Source organism: Nonomuraea sp. NPDC003560, assembly GCF_042878785.1.
GTDB lineage: Bacteria > Actinomycetota > Actinomycetes > Streptosporangiales > Streptosporangiaceae > Nonomuraea.
In genome coordinates, this window is the sequence record NZ_JBIAOF010000001.1 from 410,727 (window position 1) to 424,109 (window position 13,383).

16 protein-coding genes are annotated in these 13,383 nt (G+C 72.0%); 12 read left to right on the forward strand and 4 right to left on the reverse strand.

Features of this window, described 5'->3' with window-relative positions:
* Positions 1-78: 78 nt before the first annotated feature.
* From ACFYUV_RS01975 to ACFYUV_RS02015, 9 genes are all read left to right on the forward strand, one after another.
* Positions 79-1,242, forward strand: a complete 1,164-nt coding sequence (locus tag ACFYUV_RS01975) for an AI-2E family transporter (protein WP_387663943.1) — start codon at positions 79-81, stop codon at positions 1,240-1,242.
* Between the two features lie 75 nt (positions 1,243-1,317).
* Positions 1,318-1,872, forward strand: a complete 555-nt coding sequence (locus ACFYUV_RS01980) for a PaaI family thioesterase (RefSeq protein ID WP_352324042.1) — start codon at positions 1,318-1,320, stop codon at positions 1,870-1,872.
* On the forward strand, positions 1,869-2,309 hold the full coding sequence (gene dut, locus ACFYUV_RS01985) for a dUTP diphosphatase (RefSeq protein ID WP_387663945.1): 441 nt from the start codon (positions 1,869-1,871) through the stop codon (positions 2,307-2,309). The genes ACFYUV_RS01980 and dut overlap by 4 nt, the downstream gene beginning before the upstream one ends.
* A 59-nt stretch (positions 2,310-2,368) precedes the next feature.
* Positions 2,369-3,007, forward strand: a complete 639-nt coding sequence (locus ACFYUV_RS01990) for a DUF3710 domain-containing protein (RefSeq protein ID WP_387663947.1) — start codon at positions 2,369-2,371, stop codon at positions 3,005-3,007.
* 101 nt (positions 3,008-3,108) lie between these two features.
* Complete coding sequence (locus ACFYUV_RS01995; RefSeq protein ID WP_352324045.1) at positions 3,109-3,495, forward strand: OB-fold nucleic acid binding domain-containing protein; 387 nt, start codon at positions 3,109-3,111, stop codon at positions 3,493-3,495.
* Between the two features lie 4 nt (positions 3,496-3,499).
* A complete protein-coding gene (locus ACFYUV_RS02000; protein WP_387663949.1) occupies positions 3,500-4,171 on the forward strand; it encodes a DUF3159 domain-containing protein in 672 nt (223 codons plus the stop codon).
* A gap of 107 nt (positions 4,172-4,278) precedes the next feature.
* Positions 4,279-4,857, forward strand: a complete 579-nt coding sequence (locus ACFYUV_RS02005; protein ID WP_387665281.1) for a Uma2 family endonuclease — start codon at positions 4,279-4,281, stop codon at positions 4,855-4,857.
* Between the two features lie 387 nt (positions 4,858-5,244).
* Positions 5,245-5,469, forward strand: coding sequence for a hypothetical protein (locus ACFYUV_RS02010; RefSeq protein WP_387663951.1), 225 nt, complete (start codon positions 5,245-5,247; stop codon positions 5,467-5,469).
* Positions 5,470-5,551: 82 nt separating this feature from the next.
* A complete protein-coding gene (locus tag ACFYUV_RS02015; RefSeq protein WP_387663953.1) occupies positions 5,552-6,034 on the forward strand; it encodes an NUDIX domain-containing protein in 483 nt (160 codons plus the stop codon).
* Here ACFYUV_RS02015 and ACFYUV_RS02020 read toward each other — a convergent pair.
* Genes ACFYUV_RS02020 through ACFYUV_RS02030 form a run of 3 tightly spaced genes read right to left on the reverse strand, consistent with a single transcriptional unit; the run spans position 6,000 to position 7,734 of the window.
* Entirely contained in the window at positions 6,000-6,407 is a 408-nt protein-coding gene (locus tag ACFYUV_RS02020; protein ID WP_387663955.1) for a TIGR03668 family PPOX class F420-dependent oxidoreductase, read from the reverse strand. The two genes, ACFYUV_RS02015 and ACFYUV_RS02020, sit on opposite strands and share 35 nt — an antisense overlap.
* Positions 6,408-6,409: 2 nt before the next feature.
* Entirely contained in the window at positions 6,410-7,069 is a 660-nt protein-coding gene (locus ACFYUV_RS02025; RefSeq protein WP_352324051.1) for a TrkA family potassium uptake protein, read from the reverse strand.
* A complete protein-coding gene (locus ACFYUV_RS02030) occupies positions 7,069-7,734 on the reverse strand; it encodes a TrkA family potassium uptake protein (RefSeq protein WP_352324052.1) in 666 nt (221 codons plus the stop codon). Before ACFYUV_RS02030 ends, ACFYUV_RS02025 begins: the two co-directional genes overlap by 1 nt.
* A gap of 80 nt (positions 7,735-7,814) precedes the next feature.
* Here ACFYUV_RS02030 and ACFYUV_RS02035 point away from each other — a divergent pair, with 80 nt between their 5' ends.
* Positions 7,815-9,881: an APC family permease gene (locus tag ACFYUV_RS02035; protein ID WP_387663957.1), complete on the forward strand. Its 2,067-nt coding sequence runs from the start codon at positions 7,815-7,817 to the stop codon at positions 9,879-9,881.
* Here the strand turns inward: ACFYUV_RS02035 and ACFYUV_RS02040 are convergent.
* Positions 9,868-11,508, reverse strand: coding sequence for an alpha/beta hydrolase (locus tag ACFYUV_RS02040; RefSeq protein WP_387663959.1), 1,641 nt, complete (start codon positions 11,506-11,508; stop codon positions 9,868-9,870). The genes ACFYUV_RS02035 and ACFYUV_RS02040 overlap by 14 nt on opposite strands.
* A 118-nt stretch (positions 11,509-11,626) precedes the next feature.
* Between ACFYUV_RS02040 and ACFYUV_RS02045 the strand changes: the two genes are divergently transcribed.
* Positions 11,627-12,856, forward strand: a complete 1,230-nt coding sequence (locus tag ACFYUV_RS02045) for a class I SAM-dependent RNA methyltransferase (RefSeq protein WP_358285960.1) — start codon at positions 11,627-11,629, stop codon at positions 12,854-12,856.
* A gap of 82 nt (positions 12,857-12,938) precedes the next feature.
* Positions 12,939-13,346: an STAS domain-containing protein gene (locus tag ACFYUV_RS02050; protein WP_387663961.1), complete on the forward strand. Its 408-nt coding sequence runs from the start codon at positions 12,939-12,941 to the stop codon at positions 13,344-13,346.
* Positions 13,347-13,383 lie beyond the last annotated feature (37 nt).

Here is a 13,383-nt window from a genome sequence, read left to right on the forward strand (position 1 = left end):
CGCCTCCCTCACCGCCCGTCCGGCATCCCGGCGTTTATCGGTGCGCATCCCCGGCCCGGACGTGCCAGTCTTGAACACGTGCAGATCGACCGCCCCACCACACTCGTACCGCCCGTGCTGGCCAAGATGGCCGCATGGTGCGGGTGCCTGATCCTCGTCGGCGTGGTCGTCTACTTCTTCGTCCAGGCGATCGCCCGGCTCACCTTCGTGGCGCTGCCCGTGGCGATCGCGCTGCTGCTGACCGCGCTGCTGTTCCCGCTGACCAAGAGCCTGCGGCGGGCGGGCCTGCGGCCCATCTACGCCACCTGGCTGACCATGCTGGTCGCGCTCGCCGTCCTGGCCGGCACCGGCTGGCTGGTCGGCGCGCGGGCCAGCGAGGAGTTCCCCAACCTGGTCACGCAGGTGCAGGCCACCGCGCGCTCGGTCCAGGAATGGCTGATCACCGGCCCGCTGCACCTGAAGCAGGCCCAGATCACCGGCTACGTCGACGAGATCGCCACGATGGTCAACGCCCAGCGCACCGCCATCACCGGCACGGTGCTGTCGGCCAGCGCCGTCGCGATCGAGGTGCTCGCGTCCATCGTGCTGCTGCTGTTCGTGACGTTCTTCCTGCTCAAGGACGGCGACCGCATCTGGTCGTGGTTCCTGCGCGCCTTCGGCTCGATGTCGCCGCGGGTCGACCGGGCGGGCCGGGCGGCCTGGACCACGCTCTCCCACTACGTCCAGGGCACCGTGGCCGTGGCCGCCGTGCACGGCCTCATCATGGGCATCGTGCTGGCCGGCATGGGGGTGCCGCTGTGGGCGCCGCTGGCGGTGCTGATCTTCTTCGCCAGCTTCATCCCCATCGTCGGCATCTTCTTCGCCGGCACCGTCGCCACCCTCGTCACCCTCGGCGCCAAGGGCCTGGTCTACGCGCTGATCTTCCTCGGCATCCTCATCGTCGAGCAGCAGCTGGAGAACCACGTGCTCCAGCCGCTGATCGTGGGCAGGGCGCTCAACTTCCACCCGCTGGCGATCATCCTGGTGCTGTCGGTCGGCGGCATCCTGGCCGGCATCGCGGGAGCGGCCGTGGCCGTGCCGGTCGCGGCGGTGATCTACCGGGCGCTGCCCGAGCTGCGCCACAAACCGCCCGCCCTGCCGCCACCGCCCCACCACGAGCCGCCGGCGGAGGAACCGCCGTCCGGAGGCGTCCCTCCCGCCGGCGAGCCGCCGTCCGGGGGTGCGGTTCCCGCGGCGGGGTGACGTGAGGCGGGCCGGGCGGTTCCGATCCGGTGTCGAGGGCGAGTCCAGGGGCCGCAGCGAGTAACCTCGTCACCCGTGACGCGTTCCTCCCTCACCACCCCGCCGCCGGACGCCTCGGCGCCCGCGGCCCATCCCGGCGCCCCGGCGCCGGGCAGTTCCCTCGGCTCCCACTACAGCCGCTGCTTCGGCTGCGGCGGCGACCACCCGACCGGCCTGCACCTGAAGGCCGCCACGCCGGACGGCGTCACGGTCGAGGCCGAGTTCACCGTGGGGGAGGCCCACCAGGGCGCGCCGATGCTTGCCCACGGCGGCGTGCTGGCCGCCGCGATGGACGAGGTCATCGGAATGTCGGTCTACCTGTTCCACAAGCCCTATGTGACGGCCCGGCTGGAGACCGACTACCTTCTCCCCGTTCCCGTGGGCACGACACTCCACCTGCGCGCCTGGTGCAACGGGATCACGGGCAGGAAGGCGTACCTTGAGGCTGAGGGGCGCGTCGGCGCCCCCGACGGACCGGTCGCCGTCCGCGCGGCGGCGCTGTTCATCGAGGTGAGCATGGAACACTTCGCTGAGCACGGCGACCTTGCGGCCATCGCCGCCGAACACCAGGACTTCGAGGTGAACCCGTGAGCGACGTGGAGGTCCTCATCCAGCGGCTCGACACCGGGCTGCCGGTGCCGTCCTACGCCCACCCGGGCGACGCCGGCGCCGACCTCTACGCGGCCGAGGACGTCGAGCTGCTGCCCGGCGAGCGGGCCGTGGTCGGCACCGGCGTGGCGATCGCGCTGCCCGACGGCTACGCCGCGTTCGTGCACCCGCGCTCCGGCCTGGCCGCCCGCCACGGCGTCACGCTCGTCAACGCCCCCGGCACCGTCGACGCGGGCTACCGGGGCGAGATCAAGGTGACGCTGATCAACACCGACGCCAAGGAGCCGTTCCGCCTTCAGCGCGGCGACCGGGTGGCCCAGCTCGTGGTCCAGCGGGTCGAGCGCGCGGCCTTCCACGAGGTCGAACGCCTGCCCGGCTCGGTGCGCGGCGCCAACGGATTCGGATCGACGGGCCGCTGAAGCGGCCGGCCCGAAGCAAGCCTGGGGCTCCGGCCCCGCGAACAGGGAGAGTGAGGAACGTGTTCCGACGTCGTCGTCGTGAGCAGCCGGAGACGGTGGCCGAGCAGGAGTCCCCGGCCCCTACCCGCGAGTCCGGCCCGTGGGACGCCGACGAGCCCCACCCCGACACGGACAGGATCGACCTCGGCGGCCTGCGGCTGCCGCACAACCCCGACTTCGACGTGCGCCTGGCCTCGCTCGGCGACCAGCACGTCGGTGTCGTCGTCCTGTACGAGGACAGCTCGCTGCAGCTCCAGGCCCTGGCCGCGCCGCGCTCGGGCGGCCTGTGGGACGACGTCAGGACCAAGATCGTCGCCCAGGCCAAGACGCTGGAGGAGCGGGAGGGCCCGTTCGGCGTCGAGCTGGCCGGCGAGGTCGCCATGGAAGGCGGCAGCCGGGCGGCCCGCTACATCGGCATCGACGGCCCGCGCTGGTTCCTCCTGGCCGCCATCACCGGCCCCGGCGCCCTCGACGAGCGCGTCTCCGGGGCGTTCATCGACTTCGTCAAGGACGTCGTGGTCGTGCGCGGCGACGAGCCGATGGCCCGCGAGGAGCCCATCACGCTGAGCCGTCCGCACGAGCGGCAGGCCGGCGAGCAGGACGAACGCCCGGCGTTCAGCCCCTTCAAGCGCGGCCCGGAAATCAGCGAGACCCGCTGAGCGTCACCTCTCCGGGCCCCGCCCGGCCCAGCCCGGCGACATTCCCAAGACCCCCCATCGGCTATTCGCTGACGGCTTACCATCACATAGGCTGAACCATCATGAGTACGGCAGAGCCTCCGAAACGCGGGGGATTGCGCGGCTTCTTCAGCCGGCTGGCCACGACCCAGTCGGAGATCGAGGCCCAGGAACTGCGGGAAGACGCCGACGAGGTCGGCGCGACGCCCATCGTGTCGTGTGGCGGGCGCCGCAGGTTCTGTGTAGCGGGTACGCTACGTACGGTGACATTGCGCCCGCGGGGCGGCGCCCCCGCCCTGGAGGCCGAGCTGTACGACGGGTCCGACGTGATCGACCTGGTGTGGCTCGGCCGCCGCAAGATCGTCGGCATCGAGCCGGGCCGCACGGTCAAGGCCGAGGGCCTGGTCAGTATGCAGGACGGGCGCAAGGTGATGTTCAATCCGCGATACGAACTGCGCCCAGGGAGTTGATCAGGTGAGTGCTGAGGCGGAAGAGGCCGCGCACGAGACCGTCGAGGCGGCGGTGCGAGCCCAGCTCGCCAAGGCCTTCGGCGGCGTCCGCGGCATCATCGAGGCCGCGGTGCCGACGATCGCCTTCACGGTCTCGTGGATCGTCACCGAAGACCTGAAGACGTCGCTCATCGTCAGCATCTCGCTCTCGGTGGTGCTCCTGCTGGTCAGGGTGGTCCAGCGGTCCACGCCGCAGTTCGTGATCAACAGCCTGATCGGCATCGCCATCGGCGCGTTCTTCGCCAGCCGCACCGGCAACGCGAAAGACTACTTCCTGCCCGGCATCCTGTGGAACGGCGCGTACTCGCTGGGCATGTTGCTGTCCATCGTCACCCGCTGGCCGGTCGTCGGGTTCCTCATCGGCTCGGTCACCAACGACCCGGTGGGCTGGCACAAAGACGCGGGCGTCGTCCGGCTCTGCACGCGGCTGACCTGGCTGCTCATGGTGCCGTGCGTGGTGCGGGTGGCCGTGCAGGGCCCGGTCTACCTGTTCGGCGGCGGTGACGAGGCGGTGGCCGCGCTCGGCTTCGCCAAGATCGTGATGGGCTGGCCCCTGCAGGTGGCGGCCCTGGCCGCGATGCTCTGGCTGCTCGGCCGCGGCCGCACCCCCATCAAGCCCCCGGTCGCCCCGGCCTGACCCGCAGTGGACCTCCCGGCCGCCGAAACGTGTGCGCCTGTTCACCTGGCGTGAGCGCATTACATTGGTAGCGTAGATGCATGACAGCCGAAGCGGTGAGCCTCGAGATGACCACTTCCTCGCTGCCTGACTGGGTCTTCCCGCCGCCGGGAGGCTTTGTCGCAGAAGACCTGGATAACATTCCGAATCTGCCTGCGCACACAGAGTTGATTGACGGAAGCTTGGTCTTCGTGAGTCCCCAAGCGTCCTTCCACGCCGTGATAGTCGACCTCCTTGCTGCTGACCTGCGCGGAGCCGCTCCTGAAGAGCTCCGGGTTCGCCGCGAGATGAGCGTGGTTCTGGGACACGATCAACGCCCCGAGCCTGACCTCGTCGTGCTGAAGGCCGAGGCCCTCGGCAGCGGTCGCGAGACCTTCTACAAGGCACAGGACGTGGTCCTGGCTGTCGAAGTGGTGTCACCCGAGTCCCGTAGCCGGGACCGCGAGCGCAAGCCGGCTCTCTATGCCGCGGCCGGGATTCCGCACTTCTGGCGGGTCGAGGACGACGGCGGCGAGCCCGTCGTATACGTCTACGAGCGGGACCCCGCCACCCGCGCCTACGCGCTCACCGGCATCCACCACGACAGGCTCAAGCTGACCGTCCCCTTCGACCTCGACGTCGACCTGAGCCGGATCCATCGCCTCTGACCCCTCGGCCCGCCATGATGCTCAGACGAGCCATGGACGAGGACCCCTGGCGGGGCCAGTGGCCGGTGGTGACCGGGGGGAGCCACCGGGCGGACATCGGGTTCGCGGTGGCGCGCGAGCTGTCGGCGTCCGCCGCGCGGGTTGCGGCGCGGTCCTGGCCCTCGCAGGGCCCTGGCGCGGTAACCCGGCGGGCATCGACGGCGTGCTCGGCGCGCTGGGCGGCACTTGGTGACGAGCTGATGCACTTGGAGGCCGACCTGACGCCCTTGAGCGCGTGATGGAGCGGGCCGGGGACCGGGGTCGGGGACGCGTGGACGTGCCGGTGGCCGACCACGCGCGCAGCTCCCGCCAGGCGCTGGCTGAGCGGACCGCCGAGCTCGGCCTGGCGTGGGCGGTCAACGCGCGGCCAGTGTGCTGCTGACGCGGGCGTTCGCCGCCCGCCACGATGCAACCGGAGCAGGCCCGTCGGGGCGGGGACGCGTTGACGGCGGGCCGGTGGGGCGGCCGGAGGAGGGCGGCCGGCGGGTGCGACGGCTCGTCACGGACGGGGCCGCCTGGATCACGGGCCAGGTCGTCCACTCCGAGGGCGGCTTCCGCCGCTGGGTCAGGTGACCCCCGAACCCGCCGGGACGGCGTTCGCGGGCGGAACCGGAGCGGGGAGCGGGAGGTCGGTGGGCGTGGGAGTCTGGGGGAGATGAGGGGGAATGTGGTGGGCTGGGTGGTGGCGCGGGTGTGGAAGGCGCTGGGCGGGCGGCTTCGCTGGCGGGTGTTGTGGCTGACCCACGCCACCTTCATGGTCGGCGTCACCGGCCTCGTACGCGATTCCGACGGCCGGGTGCTCGTCCTGCGTCACCGTCTGTGGCAGGAGGGGCGGCAGTGGGGCTTCCCCACCGGGTTCGCCAGGCGGGACGAGACGTTCGAGGGCACGGTCGAGCGCGAGGTGTTCGAGGAGACCGGCCTGCGCGTGCGCACCGGCCGGCTGCTGCGCGTGCGCAGCGGGTTCGGGCTGCGGGCCGAGGTGGCCTACGAGGCCAGGCTCGTCGGCGGCACGCTCAGGATCGACCCGCTGGAGATCCTCGAAGCCCGCTGGGTCACCGCCGACGACCTGCCCGAGGGGCTGCAGGGCGCCCACCGCGACCTGCTCATCCCGAGTACGCCCACCCCGACCACCGACTGACCGCGACCACGATCACCGGCCCCTCGGGCGGCCGCCGCCGGTACTGGTGGTACTTGCCGGCCAGCGCCCGCAGGGCGGCGTCGTGGCCGTCCTCGCGCACGGTCGCCGTGCCGTCGGCGCGCGCCCACCACAGCCGGGTCCAGTCGTCCTCGTAGTGGTCGGCGAGCAGGCTGACCCGCGGGTTCGCCCGGATGTCGCGCAGCCGCGCCAGGTCGTGGGTGCTCTTCGGCTTGTGGTCGACGGCGGTGACCACGTCGTTCCCGAGGACGGCGAAGGTGACGGGCACCACGCGCGGCACCCCGGCCGCGTCGGCCGTCGCCAGGCGGGCGACGCGGGCGCCCTCGAACAGCGACCGGGCGCGGCCGGCGTCCATGCTCAGCGCTGCGAGAGCAGGTGGGCGAGCTCCTCCTCGACCTCCTGGCTGGCCACGAACAGCAGCTCGTCGCCGGCCTCCAGGGGGTCGTCGGCGGTGGGCACCAGCACCCGGCCCTCGCGCAGGATCGCCACCAGCGCGGAGTCGACCGGCCACGGCACCGACCCGGCGCGCTGGCCCACCACCGGGGCGTCCTCGGCCAGCGTCAGCTCGACCAGGTTGGCCTGGCCCTGGCGGAACGTCATCAGCCGCACCAGGTCGCCGACGCTGACCGCCTCCTCCACCAGCGCGCTCAGCAGCCGCGGCGTCGAGACGGCGACGTCGACGCCCCACGACTCGTTGAACAGCCACTCGTTGTTGGGGTGGTTGATGCGGGCCACCACGCGCGGCACGCCGTACTCGGTCTTGGCCAGCAGCGACACCACGAGGTTGACCTTGTCGTCGCCGGAGGAGGCCACCACGACGTGGCAGTTGCCGAGGCCGGCCTCGTCGAGCGAGGCGATCTCGCACGCGTCGGCGAGCAGCCACTCGGCGCGCGGCACGCTGTCGATCTTGATCGCCCGCGGGTCGACGTCGATGAGCAGGACCTCGTGGCCGTTCTCCAGCAGCTCGGAGGCGATGGAACGGCCCACGGCGCCCGCGCCGGCGATGGCGATGCGCATCAGTCGTCCTGTTCCGGCGCCGCGGCGAGCACCTTGTTGATCCGGTCCATGTCGTTCTCGGCCGCGATGACGTGGAGCAGGTCGCCCTCCTGCACCACGGTCTCGTCCGTGATGGTCAGGGCCTCGCCCATGCGGTTGATGAAGGCCACGCGGGCGCCGGCCCGGCTCTCCAGGTCGACGACGCGGGTGGCGATCCAGGCCTGGTTGGCGGCCACCTCGGCCAGCACGACCGTGCCCGTGGGGTCGCGCCACAGCGGCTCGGCGCCCTCGGGGAGGATGCGGCGCAGGATCTGGTCGGCCGTCCAGCGGACGGTGGCCACCGTGGGGATGCCCAGCCGCTGGTAGACCTCGGCACGCCGGGGGTCGTAGATGCGGGCCACCACGTTGTCGACGCCGAACGTCTCGCGGGCCACGCGCGCGGAGATGATGTTGGAGTTGTCGCCGCTGGAGACGGCGACGTAGGCGGCCGCCGACTCGATGCCGGCCTCGGTGAGCACGTCGCGATCGAAGCCGACGCCCGTCACCCGCCGCCCCCGGAACCCCGCGCGCAGGCGGCGGAACGCCTGCGGGTCACGGTCGATGATGGCGACGGAATGGCCGCTGTCCTCGAGGATGTGGGCGAGGGTCGAACCGACCCTGCCGCATCCCATGATCACAATATGCATACTCCCCCGCACTTCGCGGTCGGCCGGTTGCTCGACACCAGTATGGCCCGATGGGGGAGCGCCGCGTTTAGGGCATCGGCATGCGGCTAGCATCTCGTTACGTGGCGAAGGTAACGGATCTTGTCAAACGCGTGCTCGTGGGACGTGCCCTGCGAAGCGGGCAGCTCCACGAGCAACTCCTGCCCAAACGCATCGCCCTGCCGGTCTTCGCCAGTGACGCGCTGTCCTCGGTGGCCTACGCCCCGCAGGAGATTTTGGTCATCCTGTCGCTGGCGGGCGTCTCGTTCTATTCCTACAGTCCGTGGATCGCCGTCGCCGTCGTGGTGGTGATGCTCACGGTCGTGGCGTCGTACCGGCAGAACGTGCACGCCTATCCGAGCGGCGGCGGCGACTACGAGGTGGCCACCACCAACCTGGGCAAGAACGCGGGGCTCACCGTCGCCAGCGCCCTCATGGTCGACTACGTGCTGACCGTCGCCGTGTCGGTGGCCAACGGCGTCGACTACGTCGGCGCGACCATCCCGTTCGTGGCCGAGCACCGGCCCGCGATCGCCATCATCATCGTGATCCTGCTCACGGTGGTCAACCTGCGCGGCATCCGCGAGTCCGGCGCCGCCTTCGCCGTCCCCACGTACGCGTTCATGTTCGCGGTGATCGGCCTGGTCGCCTGGGGCGGCATCCGGCTGCTGGTGTTCGGCGACGAGCTGCAGGCCCCCAGCGCCGGGTTCACCATCCGGCCCGAGCAGACGAACCTGGCCTCCTTCGCCGCGGCCTTCCTGATCCTGCGCGCCTTCTCCTCCGGCTGCGCCGCACTGACCGGCGTCGAGGCCATCAGCAACGGCGTGCCCGCCTTCCGCAAGCCCAAGAGCAAGAACGCCGCCACGACCCTGCTCATGATGGGCCTGATCGCCATCACCATGTTCGGCGGCATCATCGCGCTGGGGCTGGCCTCCGGCGTGCGGGTGGCCGAGCCGAGCGTCGTCGCCCACGACCTGCTCAGGCCCGACGGCACCCCGGTCGGCGAGGGCTACTACCAGCAGCCGATCATCTCGCAGGTGGCCGACGCGGTGTTCGGCGGCGGCTCGCTGCCGTTCGTGGTGATCTCCGCGGTGACCGCGCTCATCCTGTTCCTGGCCGCGAACACCGCCTTCAACGGCTTCCCCGTGCTCGGCTCGATCCTCGCCCAGGACCGCTACCTGCCGCGCCAGCTCCACACCCGCGGCGACCGCCTGGCCTTCTCCAACGGCATCATCATCCTGGCCCTCGGCGCCTGCCTGCTGCTGTGGGGCTTCCAGGCCGACGTCAGCCGCCTGCTCAACCTCTACATCGTCGGCGTGTTCGTCTCCTTCACGCTCAGCCAGACCGGCATGGTCATCCACTGGACCCGTCACCTGAAGACGGAGACCGACCGCCAGGTCCGCCACCAGATGCACCGCTCGCGCGTGATCAACTTCTTCGGCGCCATCATGACCGGCCTGGTGCTGATCGTCGTGCTGCTGACCAAGTTCCTGGTCGGGGCGTGGATCGTGGTCATCGCGATGCCGGTGCTGTTCCTCATGATGAAGGGCATCCGCCGCCACTACGACAAGGTCGCGACCGAGCTGGAGATCACCGACGACTACGAGCCCGCCATGCTGCCGGCCCGCAACCACGCGATCGTGCTGGTCTCCAAGATCCACAAGCCGACCATGCGGGCGCTCGCCTACGCCCGCGCCACCCGGCCGTCCTCGCTGGAGGCGATCACGGTCGGCGTCGAGGGCGAGGAGGCGCGCCAGCTGCAGGAGGAGTGGGAGCGGCGCGGCATCCCGGTGCCGCTCAAGATGCTCGACTCGCCCTACCGCGAGATCACCCAGCCCATCCTCGACTACGTCAAGACCCTGCGCCGCCGCTCGCCGCGCGACGTGGTCACCGTCTTCATCCCCGAGTACGTCGTCGGCCACTGGTGGGAGCACCTGCTGCACAACCAGAGCGCGCTGCGGCTGAAGGCCAGGCTGCTGTTCAAGCCGGGCGTCATGGTGACCAGCGTGCCCTGGCAGCTCCACTCCTCCGACCGGCTCAAGGGCCGGCCCGAGCCGTACGCGCCGGGCGCGGTGCGCCGTCCCTGGCACCAGACCGTCAAGGACGAGGGGGAGATCAAGGCACGCTGACCAGCGTCCGCAGCCGCCACGTCTCGGAGGCCGTCCAGCCCGGCGGCGCGGCGACGGCGGCCCACCCGTCCACGATGTTGGCGCCGTAGCGGTGGCCGTGGCCGGGCGGCACGGACATCGCCGCCGTCATGTCCACCAGCACCTGCCAGAACGTCACCAGCGGGAACCAGTTCATCTGCGGGTTCACCCCGGGCCCCCGCGGGCCCTCCAGCCAGGCAGGCCGGTGGTAGATCAGCGTGGGCGACCACCACACGACGGGGTCGGTGGCGTTCTGCAGGTAGACCACGCGCGGCGGCGGCCACGGGCTCCGGGGACGCCACAGGTCGGCCGGGTGCTGGGCGAAGCGGGCCGTCCTGCCGCCCTGGTAGACCGGCCGCCAGACGGGGGTGCCGGGATCGCGGTGGGCGGTGAGGTGGTCCCAGATGTGGTTGGCGTTGGGCGGGCCGACGAACAGCGCGCCGTCGGTCCGGGCGACCAGGTCGGTCAGGTCGCGGAAGGCGTTCTCCAGCTCGTAGGAGCCGAGGCTCTCACCGGCGACCAGCAGCCGGGGCCGGTGGCCGGGCGGGAGCCGGTCCCACCTGGCGCGCACCGCCTCGAACAGGGCCCGCCCGGCGGCCGCCGCCTTGTGCCGGTCGGCCAGGAACGACACCCAGCTCGGCAGGTAGGAGTACTGCACCGCGACCATGGCGGTGTCGCCGTTGTACATGAACTCCAGCGAGTCGGCGATGTGCTGGTCGACCCAGCCGGTGCCGGTCGTGCCGAGCACCGCGAGCACCGGACGGCCGAAGCCGCCCGTCCGTTCCAGCTCCCGTACGGCCACCGCGGCCTGCTGCCGGGGCGAGGAGGTGGCGCCGAGGCCGACGTACACGCGGATGGGCTCGGTCGCCGGCCGGCCGGAGAAGGCGGTCAGCTCGGAGACCGTGGAGGCGGTGCCGGTGAAGCGGCGGCCCTCGCGGCCCAGGGAGTCCCAGGCCACCAGCGACCCGGGCCCGCCGGACACCTTGGCCGAGCCGGGCCGGCGCACGCCCGGATGGGTGCCCTGGTTGGTGACCGAGGAGACGTCGCTCATCGTGTTGAGGAACCCCGAGAACAGCACGTCGTCGGCGAGCACCGCGACCACGGAGGCGACGATCAGCACGCCGGCGATGTGGCCCACGTAGGCGGGGACGTACCGGTCGAGCCAGTCGATCAGCCCGCGCCCGGCCAGCCGGACGAGACGGGCCAGCAGCAGGCACAGCGCGAAGAGCGTGACCGCCACCGCGAGGATCACCGGCGGGAACCAGGTGATCCGGGTGTCCATGCCCATGAGCGCCCGCACGTCGCGCTGCCAGTCGATGCTGTACCAGAGCGCCACGACGGTCAGCCCCGAGCAGCCGCCGATCATGATCTGCCAGGCGGCCCGCCGCCCCCGCTCCGGCAGCCGGTACGGGATCGCCGCCCGCCCCAGCGCGCCCGCCGCGGCCCCCACGCCATAGCCGAGGATGCCGGTGACCGCGCCCATCACGCCCTGGAACAGCCACGTGCGCGGCAGCAGCGACGGCGTCAGCGAGGCGCAGGCGAACAGCACGGCCAGCAGCGTGCCCCCGAATCCGAGCCGCCGGCGCACCACCCGACCTCTGTCCATCATCACCCACAGTAGTGACTCAAGTCCGGAAAGTGGCTGTCCGGGGCGCGAGGCGGGGGACGAGGACGTCGCCCGTGGCGGCTCACCATAGGGTGGGGGTGTGGAACAGGCATCTCTGGAGTTGACGGTCGGTCCGGTCGCGCATGGCGGCTGGTGTGTGGCACGCCATGAAGGGCGGGTGGTCTTCGTCCGGCACGCGTTGCCCGGCGAGCGGGTGATCGCCGACGTGACCGAGGAGACCAGCCGGTTCCTGCGCGCCGACGCCGTGGAGATCCTGGAGCCCTCGCCCGACCGCGTCGTCCCGCCCTGCCAGTACGCCGGCCCCGGCCGCTGCGGCGGCTGCGACTGGCAGCACGCCACGCTTGAGGCGCAGCGCCGGCTCAAGGCCCAGGTCGTGGCCGAGCAGCTGCACCGGCTGGCGGGCATCGAGCGCGAGGTCGTCGTGGAGGAGGTGCCCGGCGCCAAGGACGGGCTCGGCTGGCGCACCCGCGTGCAGTTCGCCGCCACGCCCGCCGGCGAGCTGGGCTTCCGCCGGCACCGCTCGCACGAGATCGAGGTCGTCGACGCCTGCCTGATCGCCCACCCCGAGGTCGAGGCGGTCGCCGCCGAAGACCACGAGTGGCCCGGCGCGGCCGGCATCGAGGTCATCGCCTCCGCCGGCGGCGACCGTGCCGTGGTGGTCTCGCCGCGCCCGCGGCGCAGCGTGAGCGTGCCCGAGCTCGACGCGCCCGCCTCGATCCTGCTCGACCAGGGCAAGGGCCGCACGGTGCCGCGCCGCGGCTCCGGCGTGCTGCACGAGCACGTGGGCGACCGCGAGTTCCGGGTCGCGGGCAGCGGCTTCTGGCAGGTGCACCCGGGGGCGGCCGAGACGCTGCTCGACGCGGTGCTGGCCTACGCCGCGCCCGAGCCGGGGGAGTGGGCGCTCGACCTCTACTGCGGGGTCGGCCTGTTCGCGGCCGGGCTGGCCGAGGCGGTCGGGCCTGAGGGCGCGGTGTTCGGGCTGGAGTCCGACGCGGCGGCCGTCCGCGACGCCCGCGCCAACCTGCGCGACCTGCCGCAGGCCAGGGTCGAGCGCGGCCGGGTCGAGGAGGCGCTCGACCGGTTCCAGATCGAGCGCGCCGACCTCGTCGTGGTCGACCCGCCGCGGTCGGGCCTCGGGCGCGAGGTGGTGGAGCGCGTCGCGGGGCTGGAGGCGCTGCGCATCGTCTACGTCTCCTGCGACCCGGCGACGCTGGCCAGAGACCTCAAGTGGCTGGGCGAGCTGGGCTACGAGCTGACCGACCTGCGCGCCTTCGACGCCTTCCCGATGACCCACCACGTCGAGTGCGTGGCGCTGCTGGTGAAGCGCTGACCGCCGCCGCCCGGCCAAGGCGTGACCTCATCGTGACGGTTTGCCGGAACCCCGGGCGGGTGAAGCTGTCTATCGTGCATCCATGGTCGCCTCCGGAGGCGCGGGCCGCCCAGGATCGGACAGGCCGCCGATGACGCCGCTGACGATGAGCCATCGGCACCTGCCCGGCGTGACCGTGATCGAGGTGTGCGGTGAGGTCGACGCCACCAACCACACGCGATTACGGGAGCACGTCCGGCAGGCCAGGGCGCGTCCGGCCGATCACGTGGTGTTCGACCTGAGCGCGATGACGTTCATGGACAGCTCGGGGCTGCACGCCCTGCTCGCCTGCCACCAGGAGGCCCGCACGCACGACGCGCGGGTCTACCTCGCGGCCCCGCAGGGCGCCCCCGCCCGGCTGCTGGAGATCACCGGGGTCGACGCGCACCTGCCGGTCTACCCCACCGCCGACGCCGCCGTGGCCGCCGCCGCGGCCGATCCGCCCGGCTGAGCCTTTGGTCACGCCCGTCCAGACCAAGGACGGACGC